Source organism: Rugamonas rivuli (genome assembly GCF_009380165.1).
Classification (GTDB): domain Bacteria; phylum Pseudomonadota; class Gammaproteobacteria; order Burkholderiales; family Burkholderiaceae_D; genus Rugamonas; species Rugamonas rivuli.
In genome coordinates this window covers 927,410-945,108 of the sequence record NZ_WHUF01000001.1, presented here as the reverse complement: position 1 = coordinate 945,108, position 17,699 = coordinate 927,410, and the positions used below count along the sequence as shown (strand labels likewise).

The following is a 17,699-nucleotide window of genomic DNA, read 5'->3' as shown; positions in this document are numbered from 1 at the left end:
GTATAACGTGGGGTAGGCCGTTTCAGCGAGTGGTCCGGCGGCGTTTTTTTTCCAGCAGGACGGCGGCCAGCATCAGCAGCGCGGCGATCCACAAGGCCAGCGCGCCCAGCTGCGGCGGTGCTTGCGGCGATACCTTCATCGCTGCGGAGGCGGAGAAGCGCGGCACGCCGTCGAAGTCCAGGAAGCCAAATCCACCAAGGCAGGTGGCGGGGCAATGGTGTTTCGCATCGCCTAGCGCTGCTTTCCCGATGACGTCCTGGAAGTATCCGCGTAGCCGTAGCTGATGCTGCTGAACGTCAGCCATGAACTGTTGATGGCGTTCGCTGTCGTTGCCCGCAATGGCTGCCATGCTCTCGTATGCCAGCGTGACTGGACTGAGCACAAGCACCTGATTGAACAGCTGTTGCCTGCGCGTGCGGGCTTGCTGGAACATGCTGTCGACGCCGGCCATCTGGCCCTCCAGCGCGACGGCGCGGTCCAGGCGCTGCAACCCGCCGGGCAGGCGGTCGCCGGCGTCGCGCATCGCCTGCACATAGCGCTCGCGTTCCGGTACCGGTACGGCCAGCTGGGTCGCTGCGGTGAAGGCCGCAGGCAGCATGACCGCCAAAGCCAGCCACACGCCGAAGCCGGCGAAGGCCGCCATCATGCGGTTGTCGCAGGCCGCGCAGATGGCAATCGCCACTGCGCCCCAGAAGGCCGAGTACAGCAGGACGATGCCGCTCCATACGGCCAGCGCGGACAAACCGGGGGCATCCGGCGCCACCGCGCCAACGAGCAGCGAGGCGACCGTGCAGAACGCCAGCAATACAGCGCTTGCGCCCAGCGTGCGTGCCGTCACCTGTGCAGCCAGCATGCGGCCCTGGCGCACGCCTTGCAGCTGTAAGGCCCGCAGGCGATGGCTTTCACGGTCCTGCGTCAGGACCGACCTGCAGAGCGCCAGCAGTATCAACGGCCATAGATAGACGATGAAGAAGCCCAGGTCAAAGCGGCCAGCGGCCAGCCGCGCCGGGTGTTCGATCTCCACCGCAGTGCTGGCGGATTGCATCGATTCTGCCCGCACGCGTACATACGCCGGTTGCAGGTCCGCCTGGCCGACCGCCAGTGCGGAACCCGCGGTTTGCGGTTTGGCGGCAAAACCGACATGCTCGCGGAATGCGTATCCGCGCACGTCGATGGCGGTGCGGAACCATTGCAGGCTTTTGAATTCTTCCGCGCCGGGATCGGCGAAGTAGCGCTGCGCCAGCGAGTTCGCGTCGCTACGCGCCTGCGCTTCCTGTGCCTGCGCGGCGGAGATAGCCTGGCGCTGGTGGTGGTCGAAGCGCGCACCTTCAAACAGGCCGAAGCCCGCAAGCAGCAGCGCAACCAGCATCAACGCGATGCTGCCGCGTTCGCGCAACTGGATGCGCAGGTCATACGCGATCAGGGTCAATATCTTTTTCATCGTAAGCTTCCGCGACGGAGATGACGCAAGCCTGAACCGCACAGAAGCAGGCTTGCAAGGAAGAGGAATGCCAGCGGCAGCACCTGGCGCAGCGCCAGCGAGTCAAGATCCAGCGGCGCGTAAGTGAACCGGAACGGCGGCACACGGTCCCAGAGGGCCTGGTCGCCGTCGTAGCGCACGCCGTTCTTCTCCGGATTGGCGGTGATCGCGACGTTCAACACTTCCTGTATCGCGCGGCGTTGCTGTTCCGCGCCATTGACGAACTGGATATGGTGAGCGGTGTCGCTGCCTGCGGCGGCCCCGGACAGGCCGGCCAGCGCCACTGCGGGCGACAGCCAGCCGGCCAGCGCGGCCGCGTTGTCCTGGCTGCGCATGGCCGCGAACAGGCGGCCGTAATGTGCGTCGAACAAACGGTTGCCGTGTTCCTCGCCGCGCCGCAGGCTGATGCCTGCCCAGTTGACCGGCAAGTCCTTGACATCGCTGACGCCGTATTGACGCAGCAGCTGCTGCTGGTCGCGCCTGGCCTGATCGGGATCGTCCGGCGTGCCGAGTGCGGCGTCGAGATCGGCGCGGAACTGCTGCATGGTCGGCAGCGGCGCCGCCAGCTGCGCAAGCTCGATGGCCGCGCGCGGCAGCACCAGCGTGGTGGCGGCCCAAAGTCCGATCAGCACCGCCAGGCTGGCGCGCAACGATGGCGCCCACGCCGAAACTCCAGCGATCAAGGCCGCCCAGGTGCACAGGTAGAGCAGGTAGCCGCCGCCGAACAGCACTGTGCGTGCGGCGCCGTCGCTGAAGGGCGAGCGTGCGGCCGTCGACCATTCCAGCGCGCCGACCGCCAGGCACGCGGGCAGCACCAGCGTCGCGGCCAGGCATAGCAGCACCGCCGCGCGCGCCAGTGCGATAGCGCCCAGCGGCGCCGCATTGATGCGCAGCGACGCCAGCGTACCGCGTTCCCGCTCGCCGGCAAACATGCCGAAGCCGAGGAAGACCATCGCCATCGGCGCGATCACCAGCAGCACGAATGCGGGCGTGAGGCGGAACTGCCGGGTGGCGCCAGGTTCGTCGTCGGCAGGGCGGTAGATCAGTTCATTCTGCTTGTGCGCTTCCAGCCATACGCTGGAGCCGACGTAGCGCTCCACGCCGGGATCCAGCGCCGCCAACACCGACAAGGGTTTGAAGACATAGACGCCGTAGTGCGCCGCCGCATGCGGATACTTCTTGCCCTGATGCGACCAGCGCTCCTGCTCCGCATGCTGCGCGTCGGCGCGTGCCGCCAGCGTGGCGTTCAGCTCCAGCGACGACAGCAGCGCCGCGCAGACAGCCAGCGCCAGGCCCACGCCGATCACCAGCCATACCCGCCAGTCGCGGCGGCGTTCGCGCCAGTCGGCCTGCCATGCGCCATGGCAGGCGGTGGCCCATGCGCGCCAGCCGGTGCAGCCGGTCCGCTCAGTTGCGGCGGGCGAGGATGTCAAGGTAGTTACGTTCAAGTTCGCCTGCATTCAATTCTCCCAGTCTCCATTCACCGGCCAAGCGGCCACCCACCAGCATGCCGCAACGATCCGCCAGCTCCTGCGCGCGGAACAGGTCGTGCGTCGCCATCAGCACCGCCGCGCCATCCTTGGCCAGCGAGCGCACCAGCTCCCCGAAACTCACGCTGGCTTCCGGATCGAGGCCGGATGTCGGCTCGTCCAGCACCAGCACCTGCGCGCCCTTGGCCAGCGCCATGACGATGCCGACCTTCTGTCGCATGCCTTTCGAATAGCCGGAGGCCATGCGGTGCCAGGCATGTTCCGGCAGGCCGGCGCGTTCCAGCAGCGCCTCGATCTGCGCGCGGCTTGGGCGTTTGCCCAGCAAGCGCATGAAGAACTCGACGTTCTCCACGCCGGTCAGGCGTTCGTACAGCGCGATGTTCTCGGCGATGTAGGCGGCATGTTCGACGGCGGCGCGTGCCGGTGGTAGCGAGGATCCGGCCAGCCGGATGCTGCCGCCATCGGCTTCCACAAAGCCCAGCAGGCAGCCGATGGTGGTCGATTTTCCCGCGCCGTTGGGGCCCAGCAGCGCGTAGATCTCGCCGCCGTGCACGTGCAGGTCCAGCGCGTCGACCACGGTGCGGCCGTCGTAGCGTTTACTCAGTTGTTCGATGCGTATCATGCGGGCTCCCTAGAAGGCGTAGCGCACTTCGGCCGACAGCGTGCGTCCCGGATAGGGATGCAGCTGGTAGGCGCGGTTGTTGTTGAGGTTATCGATGCCGATGGCGACTTCCGCGCCTTTGGCGGGCTTGATCAGCAGCCGCACATCCAGCTGGCTGACGCGGGAGACGCCGCCGTAGACGTCGGAGTTGTAGTCGCTGTTATTGATCTCGTTGAACTGCGCGCCGGCATAGCGGTAGGTTGCGGAGGCGCTCCAGGTGTCGGCTGGCGCATAGGTCAGCGTGGTGGCCGAACGCACACGCGGCACGCGCGCCCAGTTCTTGCCGATTGACGGCAGATAGTTGTCGTTCTCCAGGATGGTGGATTTGCTGAATGCGATATTTGCGTCCGCGCTCAGGCCCTGGATGCCCAGCCTGTCGATCTGGCCGGCCAGCTCCAGCCCGCGCGTGCGCACGCGTCCGACGTTCTGGACATTGGTCACGTTGGGGAAGACGTTGAGATTCAACTGGCTCCAGATGGTGTTGCGTACGTCGTCCTGGAACAGCGAGGCGCGCAAACTGCCGGCCGTGTAGCGCTGTTCCGCCATCAGCTCCAGCGCGTTGGAGCGCTCAGGCTTCAGGTTCGGATCGTTGACGATGATGCTGCTGCCTGCCGCTGTACCCTGGAACAGCTCGGCCACGGTGGCGAAGCGGGTCGCCCGCGCGGCGGACAAACGTACCGTGGTGTCGGCCGATGCATCCCAGGCCAGCGAGAACTTCGGCGACCAGGCCTGCTCGCTGCGGCGTGGATAGGGCTGCGCGACCGCGCCCACGCGCTGCACGCCGTTGGTGGCTTCCCACGATTCGGCGCGCAGGCCGAAGGTGGCTTGCCAGTGCGACGCGAAGCGCCATGCATCCTGGGCGTATGCCGCCAGCACCTGGGTCTCGCCGCCGACGAATTGCGCTTCCGGGCCGTTGGCGTTGCGCCAGTCGGCGGTGTTGCGTGTGGTTTGTTTGAGTCGATAGTCGTCCGCGTGCAGGCCGAAGGTGAGGGCGTGTGCGCCGCCGGTCCAGTCGCCAGGCGTCGGCGTGTAGGTCGATTGCAGGTCGATGGAGCCGAAACCGCTGCCGTCGCGGACCACCGCGTTGCCCGCGCCGCCGCTGGCCGCAAGCGGATCGGCGCTGCCGGCGTTGCGCTGCACGTCGTCGAGTATGCGATAGACGCTGGCGGAAACGCTGGCGTTCCAGCCGATCTTGTTGCGGCTCTTGACCGTCAGGCCGGCCTGGCCATGGTGCTCGTCCCGCGTGTATGGCGCAAAAGCCGAAGCCGGAAGCACGAAGACATTGGCGCCGTCGGTGACGCGGCCGGACCATACTCTGGCGCCGGATGCGTCGCGCAGGAAGGTCTGGTTGCGGGTTACGCTCTGGTTGCCCCACCACGCCACGAAGCCTTCCGCACCCAGCACCGGCGAGAAGTCGTAGCCGAAGGTGGCCTTGGCGGTGTTCTGCTGCGTGTGGTCGATGGCGCCAGCGTTGGCGCCGAAGATGGCGCGTTTGGTGCCGAAAGGTCCAGTGTCGTAGCGGATGCCTGTCACCGGCGTGGCCGCGCCGCCCGCCGGCACGGGGAATGCGCCTGCCGCGTTGGCGGTGACGGTGTAGTAGCCCATCGGCTGGCTAGTCGAGTCCTGATGGTTGAGCATCAGCTTGTACCACAGGCCGGAAGCGAGCCTGTCGCCGATCAGCGCCGATCCCTGATAGTTTCGGTAGTGGCCTTTGTCGCCGTACTGGTCGAAGCTCTGGTCCTGCATCGCCAGTCGCACCGAGCCGCCGAACCGGGTCGGGCGGCTGGTGCTGACGGCGATGGTGGTGCCCATGGCGTTGCCGGGATAGAGCGCGGAGAAGGGGCCGTACAGCACATCGATGCGGGTGATCTCTTCCGGCGCGATCATGTTCCAGCGTGGCGCATCGAAGCGGCCCAGGAAGTTCGACAGCAGATAGCCGTCCATCGTCACCAGTGCACGCGGCGCCTGCGTGGTGGAGAAGCTGCGGCCGCCGACCAGCGCATTGCGGTCGCCGCTATAGCGCTTGCGGATCGTCATGCTGGGCAGGTTGCGCAGCGCGTCTTCCGGGTTAAAGATGTTCTGCTGCTGGCGCAGTTCTTCCTGCGTCTTGGTGACGCTGGTGGTCGGCAGGTCGGGATCGAGGCTGCTGCGGGCGCTGTTGATGGTCACGGTCGGCATGGCTGCATCGTCGGCGCAGGCGTAGCCGCCGGTGGCCAGTGCCAGCGAGATCGCTGCGGCCAAAGGTCGTATGGTCAGGTTCATAGTTGGGTCTTAGTTGGATAGTGCTTGTGGTTCGTCGTCTTCGCGGCTCCAGTCCGGGAAGGGATCGCTGTAGCTGCGCCATGCAGCGGGGCCTGCGGCGAGTTCCGCCTCGGTCAGTACGCAGGCGTCGAACGCGGCTTCGATGGCGCCTGCTTCCATGTGGCGGCCGATGAATACCAGTTCGTTGAGGCGGTCGCCATACGGTTCGGCCCATACGGCTTCAATCGCCAGGCGGTCTGGATCGCCTTTGGGCGGCCAGTTCTCCTTTCCGCTGGCGGCCCACCATTGTCCGACCGGTTCCACCGAGGCGATTTTGCCGGCGCGCGAATACGCCACGGCCCATTCGGGACGGCTGGCCAGCCAGACGTAGCCCTTGGCCCGTATCAGACCGGGGAAGGCCTGGTCCAGGAACTGGTCGAAGCGCTGTGGATGCAGGGGCCGGCGGTCGCGCAGCACGAAGCTGTCGATGCCGTATTCGTCGGTTTCCGGCGTGTGGATGCCGGCCAGTTCGCGCGCCCATCCCGCCATCTGGCTGGCGCGCTCAAGGTTGAATTTTCCGGTGCCGAGTATTTTGTCGAGGGCCACGCGGCCTTGTTCGGCGTAGGTGATCGCGGCGGTGGGATTGAGCGCCTTGATGACGGCGCGGACTTCGCCCAGCTGTTCCAGCGTGACCAGATCGGTCTTGCTGACGACGATGACGTCGGCGAACTCGATCTGCTCCGACAGCAGCGCAGCCAGCGTGCGGTCGTCGCCTTCGCCGGCGGTTTCTCCGCGCTGCGCCAGGAAGTCGGTGCTGTGGTAGTCGTTGAGCAGATTGAGGGCGTCGACCACCGTCACCATCGTATCGATGCGGGCGATGTGGTTGAGCGAGTCGCCGTGTTCGTCCTCGAAATCGAAGGTGGCGGCGATGGGCATCGGCTCGCCGACGCCAGTCGATTCGATCAGCAGGTAGTCGAAGCGCTGGCTGGCGGCCAGCTTGCGCACCTCCAGCAGCAGGTCTTCGCGCAGCGTGCAGCAGATGCAGCCGTTGCTCATCTCGACCATCTTCTCTTCGGTGCGGGACAGCGCGGCGCCGGCGTTCTCCGCGCCTTTGCGCAGCAGCGAGGCGTCGATATTCACCTCGCTCATGTCGTTGACGATGACGGCGACGCGCAGGCCTTCGCGGTTTGCCAGCACGTGGTTGAGGAGGGTGGTCTTGCCGGCGCCTAGAAAGCCGGAAAGGACTGTGACCGGCAGCCGGGTATCGAGCTTGGACATGAGATTCTCGCGGTGGTTGCGCGTGTGCGCAGGGATTGATGGGATACTCTCTAATGCAATTGACTTGCATAATCGATCTGCATCATAGTTGGTCTGGATTGTTAATGCAATACAGTTGCATTAAAATTTCTGCGGTGGGAATGGACGTGACGATGCGGCAGGCCGCCCTTGCCGGGGCCTGTCGCTATGAGGACGAACGATTGCGGGAGTTAGCGCTTGGCGCAGTGCGGGCAGGTGCCCTTGATGAGGAAGTCCATTTCCTGGCTCTGGAAGCCTTCGGGAAGCTTGATCTTGCGCGGTAGCGCGACCTCGGTAAAGCAGGTCACTTCCTCGCAGCTGGTGCATTGGAAGTGTGCGTGTTCGTGCGAGTGGTGGCCGGCGCCCGCGCTGAAGCGCCAGACGGTGTCGGCGCCGGCGATGCGGTGTACCAGTTCGTTCTCGGTCAGCCATTCCAGCACGCGGTACAGCGTGACCGGGTCGAGTGCGGCGTCGGACAACTGGGCGTGGATCTCGTGATGCGTCAGCGACTTGTGCTGGGCCAGCAGAAACTCCAGCACCGTGACGCGCGGGCGCGTCACGCGGGCGCCGGTGGCACGTATCAGGGTTTCTGCTTGGTCTGCTACTGGGGTATGCATGATGTCGGTGTTAGTGGATGAAGCACCGACATCTTATCACGCCCGGCTAAAGATCAGCCCAAGGCTTCGGCCGGGCCGAAGAACTCGTAGTAGGTTTGCGACTGCGGCACGCCCAGTTCCAGCAGGTGCGACTTGATGGCTTTCATGAATGGCGTCGGGCCGAGGAAGTAGGCTTCGACGTCGCGCGTCTCCGGCAGCCAGGCGCCCAGTTTCTGCTGGTCGATGTAGCCGGTGGCATGCGGCTGCGGGCCGGCGTCATTGGCCGCTTCGTAGCAGTAGAAGCGTTGCAGTTGCGGGTGTTGTGCCGCCAGCGCGTCGATGTGGTCACGGAAGGCGTGCACGTTGGCGTGGCGTGCCGCGTGGATGAAGTGGATGCGGCGGCCGGAGGTCAGCGCCGCCGTCAGCATCGCCAGCGTAGGCGTGATGCCGACGCCGCCGCTGATCAGCACCAGCGGCTTGTCGCTGTCCGCCAGCGTGAAGTCGCCCGACGGCGGGAACAGTTGCAGGCTGTCGCCAACGCCGACATGGTCGTGCAGGTAGTTGGACACCGCGCCACCCGGCTCGCGCTTGACGCTGATGCGGTAGCTGCTGCCGTTGCTCACCGCTGACAGCGAGTACTGGCGGCGCTGCTCTTCGCCGTTCACTACTGCCAGCAGGCCGATATACTGGCCCGGAGCATGCGCCACCACCTTGCCGCCGTCCGCCGGCTGCAAGACGAAGGAGGTGACTTCGTCGCTTTCCGCCGTCTTCGATACGACCTTGAACTCGCGCGCGCCGCTCCAGCCGCCTTCTGCCGCAGCGTTCTTTTCGTAGATGCTTTGCTCGGCGCCGGCCAGGATGTCGGCCAGTTGTCCGTAAGCCGCGCCCCATGCGTCCAGCACCGCGTCGGTGGCGACGTCGGCGCCCAGTACTTCGCGGATCGCCTTCAGCAGCGAGGCGCCGACCATAGGATAGTGCTCGCGCTGGATTTGCAGCGATACATGCTTGTTGATGATGGTGGAAACCAGCGGACCCAGTTGCTCCAGCCGTTCGATATTCTTCGCGTACATCAGCACCGCGTTGGCCAGTGCGCGCTGTTGATTGCCGTCCGCCTGGTTGGCCTGGTTGAAGATGGGCTTCACTTGCGGGAAGTCGCGGAACAGCGTCAGATAGAAGTGGCGCGTCAGCGCTTCGCCGCCTTGTTCGAGAATCGGGACGGTGGCGCTGATGATGGCTTTTTGTTCGGTGCTGAGCATTTTACGGTCCATGTTTGGTTTCGACATAAAGAAGTATATCACATGAATGTTTAAATGTCAGAGCAGGCGCAATCGAAAAAATCCGATTGCGCCTGCGGGCTTGCTGCTTAAAGATCGAACTTTAGTTCCGCCACGTAGGTCCGTTGCGGATACGGGTGGAAGTTCCAGTACTTGTAGTTGTTGAGGTTATCGATACCCACGGCGGCGCTCCACTGGCGGTTGATGCGGTAGCGTGCGCGCACGTCGGTGGTGAAGTATTTGCTGGCGCCCATGTAGGCGAAGCCATTGACGTCGGTGTTGTCCAGCGTCGAGTATTGACGGCCGCTGTAGCGCGCCGCCAGCGTCAGCGACAGCTGGTCGTTCACGTCGTAGTTGGCGACGCCGGTGGCACGCCACTCGGGTATGCGGGGCTGCCACTTGCCCACGCTGGCGGCGAACTTGTCGTTGCGGGCGATCTTGGAATCGGTCCAGGTGAGGCTGGAGCTCAGGCCCAGGCCACGCACCCACACATCGTCCGCCGTGTAGGCGGCTTCCAGGCCCTTGGTGTTGATGCGGTCGACGTTCTGCACGGTGCTGACCGAGGCGCCGGCCAGCACGTTCACTTGCGAGTACAGCGCGTCCTTGGTGCGTTCGCCGAACGCGGTCAGGCGCAGCTGGCCTGAGGCCAGGCGGCGTTCCGCAGTCAGCTCGGTGGTCCAGGATTTTTCCGGCTTCAGATTCGGATCGTTGTTGATCAGCTGTCCGCTCGCATTGATGCCGCCCTGGTACAACTCGGACACGGTCGGCATGCGTACGGCACGGCCCAGCGAGGCTTTCAGCACCCATGCATCGCTGGCCTGATACGCCAGCGCGGCTTTCGGCGACAGGTAGTTTTCGCTGCGCTCCGGATGCGGCTTGGTGGTCAGGCGGTTGGAGGTGGCGCCGTCGTGCGCGGTCCAGCGCTCGTAGCGCATGCCCAGCACCGTCTTCCACTCCGGTGCGAACTTCCAGCTGTCCTGCGCATACAGGCTGTTGGTTTCGGTCTTGCCGGCGAAGGCGGAGTTGCGGTCGCCCGGTGCGCCGTCGATCCAGTTGCTGGTGGTGTTCTCGATGCTGGCCAGCTTGTAGGCTTCGCGCTGGTAGCCGAATTCCGCCACATGCGCGGCATCCGGACGCCATACGCCCTTGGCCGACAAGGTGTTCCAGCCGGTGCCGCCCTGGTTGACGATGCGGCCCGGGCCTCCGGACAATGCGCCTGGCAGTTCGACGGTGGCTGCGCGCAGGCGGTCCTTGTCGTAGTCGTACAGGCTGGCGGCCAGCTCCCAGTCGAACACGCCCCTGGTGTTGGACTTGACGGTCAGGCCGTGCATCACGTGCTGCAGTTTTTCATTCGACACGTTGAAGTCCGTCGCGCCCAGCGTGTAGCTGCTGCCGGCGATGTTGACGGCGCCGAAGTAGACCGGGCGTCCCGCCGCATCGCGCAGATAGGTTTCGGGACGGCCTTCGGAATCGTTGCGCCACAGGCCGAAGGTGTAGGTGGCACGCACCGTTGGCGAGAAGTCGTAGGCAAGCTTGGCCTTGAACTGGTCCTGCACCGTGTGGTACTGGGTGCCGGCGCCCAGCAGCAGCCAGTTGCTGTTGGTGCGGTCCAGGCCCGCGACCGCGCCGGTGACGGGGATGCCCGCGCTGCTTGGCTTGCTGACGTTCTTGGCGGGGAAGGTCAGTGGCTGGCCTTCGCTGTCGGTGCGGCTCACGTCCACATACCACGACCAGGCGCCCTGGCGGTCGCCCAGCGCGATGCTGGCGCGCTTGCCGTCGTAGCTGTCGCTGGTGCCATACAGGTCGAAGGGCTGGTGCGTCAGCGTCAGCTTGGCGTGGGCCTCGAATTTGGTCGGCATGCGGGTGACGTAATCGACCACCGCACCGACCGAGTTGCCGCCGTAGGCCGCGGAGAAGGGACCGTACAGCACATCGACGCGATCGATTTGCTCCGGGCTGACCATGCCCCAGCGCGGCGCGAAGCTGGCGCCGTTGCCCAGGTAGTTGGACAGCAGGATGCCGTCGGCGTACACCATCGAGCGCGCACTGTTGCCGGTGCCGGAAGCGCGGGTGGACAGCACGGCGTGGTTGTAGTCGCCGATGTAGCGCTTGCGCACCAGCAGGCTGGGAAGGTATTTCAACGCGTCTTCGGCGTCGGTGGCGTTGATGGTCTTTTCGATTTCGGCCTGGGTGATGCCTTCAATCGTGGTCGGGATCTGCGTCGGCAGCGAGGTCGGACGGTTGCCGGTAATGGTGACGGTGCCCAGTAAATGGACTGGCGCGTCCTCCGCGCAGGCGAAGGTGGAGAAGGCGGCAAGCAGCGCCAGCGCCAATGGTGACATGGTCGTTTTCATGGTGTTCCTGATGTTGGGATGATGACCGCTACCCGCGCACGATGGCGACGGGCGGCAGCGGATACGGCAGACGATCAGGAACGGGCGGGCGGTCCGCGCGGTTTGGCGGCGCTCCAGCTATGCAGCGGGCGCGGGGCGTTGTAGAACAGCGGTGGGTAGTAGTCATGGCCGCCGATGACGGCGAAGCTGGCCATGACAGGCGGCAGCAGCGCGTACGTGCCGCCGTGGGTGGCGCAGTACGGGCAGTGCTCCGTGGTGTGGTCGTACTTGGCCGGGGATTTCTTGATCTGGTCGACCGAGCAGATCTCGGCGTAGCCGTAAGGTGAAGACGGCGTCATGGCGCGTGAAACAGCAGGCGCGAGTGCACTGAACAGGACGGCCATGATGGCGATCCAGAGGTACAGTGTCCGGCGTTTCACGAATTTGTGCATGGTCCCAATTATAACAAATCTCCACGCATTTACATTTGAGAATGAGAAGTGTTATCATTTGCGCCGTTGAAACTGAACTACACCTCACTATGCCGCTGACTACCCTCCCGTTCAAACGTTCGCTGATCGCCGCCGCCGTGTCCTTGCTGGCCTTGTCTTCCCATGCGCAGGAAGCCGCCGCGCCCATCGAATCGATCCAGGTGTCGGGCAGCTGGCTGGGGTCGGGTTTGCAGAACAGCGTGAAGAACTTCGCCGGCGCCCGCACCGTGATGAAGAAGGAAGACATCGACAACACCGGCGCAGCCGACATCGGCGACGTGATGCGCCGCATTCCGGGCGTGCAGGCCACCGACAACTCCGGTACCGCCGGCAGCGCGGTCTCGCTCAACATCGGCGTGCGCGGCTTGACGGGGCGCTACTCGCCGCGCTCGACCGTGCTGCTCGACGGCATTCCGCTGGCGGTCGCGCCTTACGGCCAGCCGCAGCTGTCGTTCGCGCCGGTCAGCCTGAACAACATCGAATCGATCGACGTGGTGCGCGGCGGCGGCGCGGTGCGCTACGGCCCGCAGAACGTCGGCGGCATCATCAACTTCCGCAGCCGTTCGATTCCGGACACGGCGGGCGTGAGCGGCGACGCCAGCTTCCGCTACAACGACTTTGGCCAGGGTGGCCAGAATCGTCAATACAGCGCCTTCGTCGGCACGCAGCAGGAGAGTGGGCTGGGCGTGGCGGTGCTGTACTCGGGCATGGCCGGCAGCGAATGGCGCGCGGGCAGCGACGAGAAGGTCAACGATCTGGCGCTGAAGTTCCGTTATCAATTGACGCCGCACAGCGAGGTGAACGCCAAGCTGTCCTACTACGAAGTCAATTCGCGCACGCCGGGCGGCCTGACGGTGGCGCAGTACAACGCCGATCCATTCCAGAACACAAGGCCTACCGACTTCTGGAGCGGCGACCGCCGCAGCGCCGATGTCGGCTACCTGAACACCTTGTCGGCCACGCAGGAGCTGGAGGTCAAGGCCTACTACAGCGACAGCTTCCGTCAGAGCTCGCTGATCAACGCCGCCAAGACCCAGCTGACCTGGCAGCCGCGCAACTACGAGGTGCTGGGCATCGAACCGCGCTACACGCAGCGCTTTGCCGGTGGCGGCATGACGCATGACGTGACGGTCGGCTACCGCTATCTGCGCGAGCGGGGTGATGACAACAACTACATCCAGACCGTGTCCACCGGCGCCAAGGGAGCGATCTCCACCTTCGTCAACAGCACCGATGCGCATGCCGTGTACATCGACGACCGCATCGCCGTGGGTGCATGGCGCATCACGCCGGGCGTGCGATACGAGCACATCAAGTCCGAGCGCAACGACCTGAGCGCCAAATCGACCTTCGAGACCGAGAACAGCAAGGCGCTGCCGTCGTTGAACGTGGCGTACCTGGTGAACCGCGCGCTGACCGTGTTCGCCAACTACACCACGTCTTTCGGACCGGTGCAGAACACGCAGCTGAACTCGCAGACGCCAACCAATCCGCTGGTGCCCGAGCTGGCCAAGACGGCCGAACTGGGCGCGCGCTGGAAGAGCGGGGCGGTCAATGCCGAAGTGACGGCCTTCAAGCTGAAGTTCGATAACCAGATCCTGCAAGTGCCGGGCACGACGCCGCCCGTGTTCCGCAACCTCGGCGCCACCAGTCACGACGGCATCGAGACGGCGGCCGACTACAGCTTCGACGACGCCGGCGCGCTGGCCGGGTTGAACGTGTACGCCAACTACACCTACACCCGGGCGATCCAGGATTCCGGTTCGACCGCCGGCATGGAGGTGCCGTTCTACTCGCGCAACACCGACACGCTGGGCGCGCGCTACCGCGTCGGTGCATGGACGGCCAACCTGTCGACCACGCATCAAAGCAAGCAGTATTCGGACGCCGCGAACACCGTGGCCGAAGCGGCCAACGGCAGCAACGGCGTGGTGCCGGGCTTCCGCCTGTGGAATGCGCAGCTGAGCTGGAAGTTGCCGGGCAAGCCGGGCTACGAAGTCATGGCAGGCGTCAACAACATCGCCGACAAGCGCTACTACACCCGCAACGTCGACGGCAACGCCGGCCGCATGGTGGGCGCCCCGCGCATGGCCTACGTCCAGCTGCGGGCCACCTTTTAAATAGGCTGGCTCGGGGCGTAGGACAAAGATGACATTTTGCAATGTTCATAACCTACATAGGACTACAGGGTGCTCCTATACCTGCTGATTGGGTGCGCGGATACAGTGTCTACATCGGCAAGGCGAATTCGCCGCTGTGATCCACACGACATGATTCGAAGGATCAATCAGACACAAGAGGCGCATCATGAACAGCACCCAACTCAACGCAGCTCCTGGTTCAACCATCAGCCTGATCGGCGCGCAACAGAACGATTTGCTGCGCGCCCTGTCACGCGAAGATCTGACAGCTCTGTTTGGCGACCTGGAACTGGTCACGCTGCCCGCAGATAAGCACCTGTTCGACTTCGGCGATCAGGTGGAATACTCCTACTTCCCGACCAACGCCATCGTCTCCCTGCAATATGTGATGGAAGACGGCGCCAGCACCGAGATCGCCGTCGTCGGCAGCGAGGGCGTGGTGGGCGTGGCGCTGTATCCGGCCGAACGCGCCAGCTACTCGGCCGTGGTGCAGTGCGCGGGCTACGGCTATCGCCTGCGCACCGACGTGCTGCGCGAAGCCTTCTACAGCGGCGGCCCGCTGGCCCAGCTGTTGATGCGCTACACCAGCGCGATGTTTGCCCAGCTGGCGCAAAGCGTCGCCGGCAGCCGCCACACCAGCATCGAACAGAAGCTGTGCCGCTGGCTGCTGGAGCGCCTGGACCGCTCGACGTCGAACGAGTTGAAGGTAACGCAGGAAATGATCGCCAATATGCTGGGCGTGCGCCGCGAAAGCATCACCGGCGCGGCAGGCAAATTGTCGGAGGAAGGGTTGATCGCCTATCGCCGCGGCTGCGTCACGGTGCTGGACCGCGACCTGATGGAACGCCGCGCCGGCAGCTGCTATCAGGCAGCGCGCTCCGGTGCGGCAACGGCGATGCGATACGCGGCGTAAGGATTAGTGCAGCACCCGGGAACGGGGCTGCATGCTGAAGCCGGCATAGTCCATGCGCGGCTCAAGATGAATGGCCTGGGCCTGGTCGAGCTTGCGTTGCACCAGTTTATGCCAGGCGCTGGCCCAGCGGGCCGCCAGTTGTGATTCCTCCGCAGAACGCGCATACAGCGTCCTCTCCACGGCGATTTTCTGTCTTTGCAGGGCGTAGGTGGCAGATATCAGAGTAGTCATGGCGGTGGCGATGCTGGCTAGGGTTAAGTAGTATGCGGTGCCATTGTGCCCGGCTTGCCCCCTTTCTGAATGTGCGCCATTTCACCCATGGCGATCAGAAAGCGAATATGCGCGTGTAAAATGCTGCCTCTGTTGTGTTTTCACATCACCTTCCGCCCGAAATATTTCCATGTCGCCAATTAATTTTTCCAGGAACGCATTGGCGGGCTTGACCACGTCCTTCGCGCTGGTACCCGAATGCATAGCTTTTGCACTGGTCGCGCAGCTCAATCCGCTGGCCGGACTGTACGGTGCGTTCTTCATTTGTACGATGACTGCGCTGTTCGGCGGCCGCCCGGGCATGATTTCCGGCGCCGCCGGGTCGATGGCGGTGGTGATCGTGGCGCTGGTCGCCCAGCATGGCTTGCAATATTTCCTGGCGACGGTGGTGCTGAGCGGACTCATCATGCTGATGTTTGGCTTGCTGCGGCTGGGCAAGCTGATCAGCATGGTGCCGCATCCGGTGATGCTGGGCTTCGTCAACGGCCTGGCCATCGTCATCGCCTGGTCGCAGCTGCAGCACTTTAAAGTGGGCGGCGCGTGGATGCAGGGTGACGCGCTGATGTGGATGTGCGGCCTGGTGGCGCTGACGATGGCGGTGGTGTACCTGCTGCCGCGTGTGACGAAGGCGGTGCCGCCGGCTTTGGTGGCGATCGTCGGCGTGGGCTTGCTGTCGCAACTGCTGCACCTGCCGGCGCGTACGCTGGGCGATATGGCGCATATCGCCGGCGGCTTGCCAGCCTGGCAGATCCCCACAGTGCCGATGACGGTCGAGACGCTGCGCATCGTACTGCCCTATGCGCTGCTGATGGCGGTGGTCGGCCTGCTGGAGACGTTGCTGACCTTCAATCTCACCGATGAAATCACGGAAACGCGCGGCTTGCCGGATCGCGAATGCGTGGCGCTGGGCGCGGCGAACATGGTCTCGGGTCTGTTCGGTGGCATGGGCGGCTGCGCGATGATAGGCCAGACCATGATCAATCTGGGCTCCGGCGGCCGCACGCGGGTGTCCGGCGCGGTAGCGGGGATAATGATTTTACTGTTTATACTGTTTCTGTCGCCGCTGATCGAGCGCATACCGCTGGCGGCGCTGGTGGGTGTGATGTTCGTGGTGGCGCAGCAGACCTTTGCCTGGGGCTCGCTGCGGGTGCTGGGCAAGGTGCCGCGCCATGATGCCTTGCTGATCGTGGTGGTGACTGCCATCACCGTGGCGACCGATCTGGCGGTAGCGGTGCTTTGCGGGATCGTGATCGCGGCGCTCAGTTTCGCCTGGCGCCACGCGCGCGAGGTCCGGGCCGATGTGGCGCAGGGCGCCGACGGCGTCAAGCACTACACGCCGCATGGCACCTTGTTCTTCGCCTCGGTCGCGCACTTCAACGATCTGTTCGACGTGCAGGGCGATCCGTCTGCGGTGACGCTGGATTGCCGCCATCTGCGGCTGGCCGATCATTCTGCCGTGGTGGCGGTGTCCGCCTTGCACGAGCGTTATGCCAAGGCTGGCAAGGCATTGCAGATACAGAATTTATCGAGGCGCTGCGAACTGTTGCTGGACAGGGCGGGAGCCGCGGTTACGGCATGAAGTCCTGATCGAGTATCTGCGCCACGGAATACGGATTGTCGGCCGGGAAGGCGCTGGCAGGCAAGCCGGTTTCCGCCGCTGCCATTCGGACTGCGGCGGGATAGATCTGGTGAACGTATTCCGGCAGCGCCGCTCGCAGGCTGGGACTGTCTTCCAGCAGCAGCGTCAGGCGTTCTCGTTGCTCGATCAACGTGGCCCGCCACCTGTTCTTTGGATGCTCAGGCTGGAACTGGCATTTGAGCAGATGCATGACCAGCACGCGCAGCCGGTTTTTCAGTGTTCTCAGCTCTCGCTTATTAATGCCATCGAGCTCCGCTATCAGATTCTTGATGTCCAATTCGGAGAACCTGCGACCTAGCAGCAGCCGGATTTGCGCATCTGTCCACAGCGCCAGATCGTCGTCGTAGCTAGGGTATTTGCGGGATTGGACCAGGGTTTGCATGGCGCACCTCAAGGCCGCTAGGGCATGAAGTCCTGATCCATCAACTGCGCCATTGAATAGGGCAGGCGTAGCGGGAAGGTTTCTTCGTCTAGCCCCGTCTCTTTTGCCGCTCTGCGGCGGGCGATGGGGTAGCACTCCACGGCAAACTGCGGCATTTTTGCGCGTGTGCTCGGGCTATCTTTCAGCAGCCGCGCGATGCGGTAGCGCTGCTCTATCAACGTGGATTGCCACTTGTTCTGCGGATAGTCTTTTTGAAACTGGCACTTGAGCAGGTGCATGATCAGCACCGTCAGTCTGCTGTCGAGTTCGTGCTCATATTGTTTTTTCATGCCGTCGAGCTCCGCGACCAGGTTCTCTATGTCCAACTCGGAGAACCTGCGATCCAGCAGCAGTTGGATTTGCGCATCTATCCACTGCGCCAGATCGTCGTCGTAGCTCGGGTATTTGCGGGATTGGACCAAGGTTTGCATGGCGCACCTCCAGAGGCGCCAT

At 64.2% G+C, this 17,699-nt stretch carries 15 protein-coding genes; 3 read left to right on the top strand and 12 right to left on the bottom strand.

The features are described from left to right. Positions 1–22: 22 nt before the first annotated feature. The 9 genes from GEV01_RS03995 to GEV01_RS03955 all read right to left on the bottom strand — a co-directional run bounded on the left by GEV01_RS03995 (position 23) and on the right by GEV01_RS03955 (position 11,823). Complete coding sequence (locus tag GEV01_RS03995) at positions 23–1,441, bottom strand: DUF3526 domain-containing protein (protein WP_152801854.1); 1,419 nt, start codon at positions 1,439–1,441, stop codon at positions 23–25. Then, positions 1,438–2,913 carry a DUF3526 domain-containing protein gene (locus tag GEV01_RS03990; protein ID WP_217428341.1) on the bottom strand — a complete coding sequence of 492 codons (1,476 nt, stop codon included), beginning with the start codon at positions 2,911–2,913 and terminating at the stop codon, positions 1,438–1,440. Before GEV01_RS03990 ends, GEV01_RS03995 begins: the two co-directional genes overlap by 4 nt. Beyond that, entirely contained in the window at positions 2,888–3,592 is a 705-nt protein-coding gene (locus tag GEV01_RS03985; RefSeq protein ID WP_152801850.1) for an ABC transporter ATP-binding protein, read from the bottom strand. Before GEV01_RS03985 ends, GEV01_RS03990 begins: the two co-directional genes overlap by 26 nt. A 9-nt stretch (positions 3,593–3,601) precedes the next feature. Beyond that, a complete protein-coding gene (locus GEV01_RS03980) occupies positions 3,602–5,893 on the bottom strand; it encodes a TonB-dependent receptor (RefSeq protein WP_152801848.1) in 2,292 nt (763 codons plus the stop codon). A 9-nt stretch (positions 5,894–5,902) separates the two neighbouring features. After that, positions 5,903–7,150 carry a GTP-binding protein gene (locus GEV01_RS03975; RefSeq protein WP_152801847.1) on the bottom strand — a complete coding sequence of 416 codons (1,248 nt, stop codon included), beginning with the start codon at positions 7,148–7,150 and terminating at the stop codon, positions 5,903–5,905. 209 nt (positions 7,151–7,359) lie between these two features. Beyond that, positions 7,360–7,785: a Fur family transcriptional regulator gene (locus GEV01_RS03970; protein WP_070266572.1), complete on the bottom strand. Its 426-nt coding sequence runs from the start codon at positions 7,783–7,785 to the stop codon at positions 7,360–7,362. Positions 7,786–7,838: 53 nt separating this feature from the next. Further along, complete coding sequence (hmpA, locus tag GEV01_RS03965; RefSeq protein WP_152802330.1) at positions 7,839–9,020, bottom strand: NO-inducible flavohemoprotein; 1,182 nt, start codon at positions 9,018–9,020, stop codon at positions 7,839–7,841. Between the two features lie 107 nt (positions 9,021–9,127). Next, entirely contained in the window at positions 9,128–11,392 is a 2,265-nt protein-coding gene (locus tag GEV01_RS03960; RefSeq protein WP_152801846.1) for a TonB-dependent receptor, read from the bottom strand. Positions 11,393–11,466: 74 nt separating this feature from the next. Further along, complete coding sequence (locus tag GEV01_RS03955; protein ID WP_152801845.1) at positions 11,467–11,823, bottom strand: DUF2946 domain-containing protein; 357 nt, start codon at positions 11,821–11,823, stop codon at positions 11,467–11,469. An 89-nt stretch (positions 11,824–11,912) separates the two neighbouring features. On the opposite strand from GEV01_RS03955, the gene GEV01_RS03950 reads away from it, so the two are divergent. Both GEV01_RS03950 and GEV01_RS03945 read left to right on the top strand, forming a co-directional pair. Next, the gene (locus GEV01_RS03950; protein WP_152801844.1) at positions 11,913–13,982 is read left to right on the top strand and encodes a TonB-dependent receptor family protein; all 2,070 of its coding nucleotides are present in this window, start codon (positions 11,913–11,915) and stop codon (positions 13,980–13,982) included. A 187-nt stretch (positions 13,983–14,169) separates the two neighbouring features. Beyond that, entirely contained in the window at positions 14,170–14,916 is a 747-nt protein-coding gene (locus GEV01_RS03945) for a Crp/Fnr family transcriptional regulator (protein WP_152801843.1), read from the top strand. A 3-nt stretch (positions 14,917–14,919) separates the two neighbouring features. Here the strand turns inward: GEV01_RS03945 and GEV01_RS03940 are convergent, their stop codons facing one another. Next, positions 14,920–15,147: a hypothetical protein gene (locus GEV01_RS03940; protein WP_008448261.1), complete on the bottom strand. Its 228-nt coding sequence runs from the start codon at positions 15,145–15,147 to the stop codon at positions 14,920–14,922. 169 nt (positions 15,148–15,316) lie between these two features. Between GEV01_RS03940 and GEV01_RS03935 the strand changes: the two genes are divergently transcribed. Further along, on the top strand, positions 15,317–16,765 hold the full coding sequence (locus GEV01_RS03935) for a SulP family inorganic anion transporter (protein ID WP_152801842.1): 1,449 nt from the start codon (positions 15,317–15,319) through the stop codon (positions 16,763–16,765). Here the strand turns inward: GEV01_RS03935 and GEV01_RS03930 are convergent. Together GEV01_RS03930 and GEV01_RS03925 are read right to left on the bottom strand one after the other, a co-directional pair. Further along, positions 16,755–17,207, bottom strand: coding sequence for a DUF29 domain-containing protein (locus GEV01_RS03930; RefSeq protein ID WP_152801841.1), 453 nt, complete (start codon positions 17,205–17,207; stop codon positions 16,755–16,757). The genes GEV01_RS03935 and GEV01_RS03930 overlap by 11 nt on opposite strands. Before the next feature lie 17 nt (positions 17,208–17,224). Continuing rightward, the gene (locus GEV01_RS03925; RefSeq protein ID WP_152801840.1) at positions 17,225–17,677 is read right to left on the bottom strand and encodes a DUF29 domain-containing protein; all 453 of its coding nucleotides are present in this window, start codon (positions 17,675–17,677) and stop codon (positions 17,225–17,227) included. Positions 17,678–17,699: the final 22 nt, after the last annotated feature.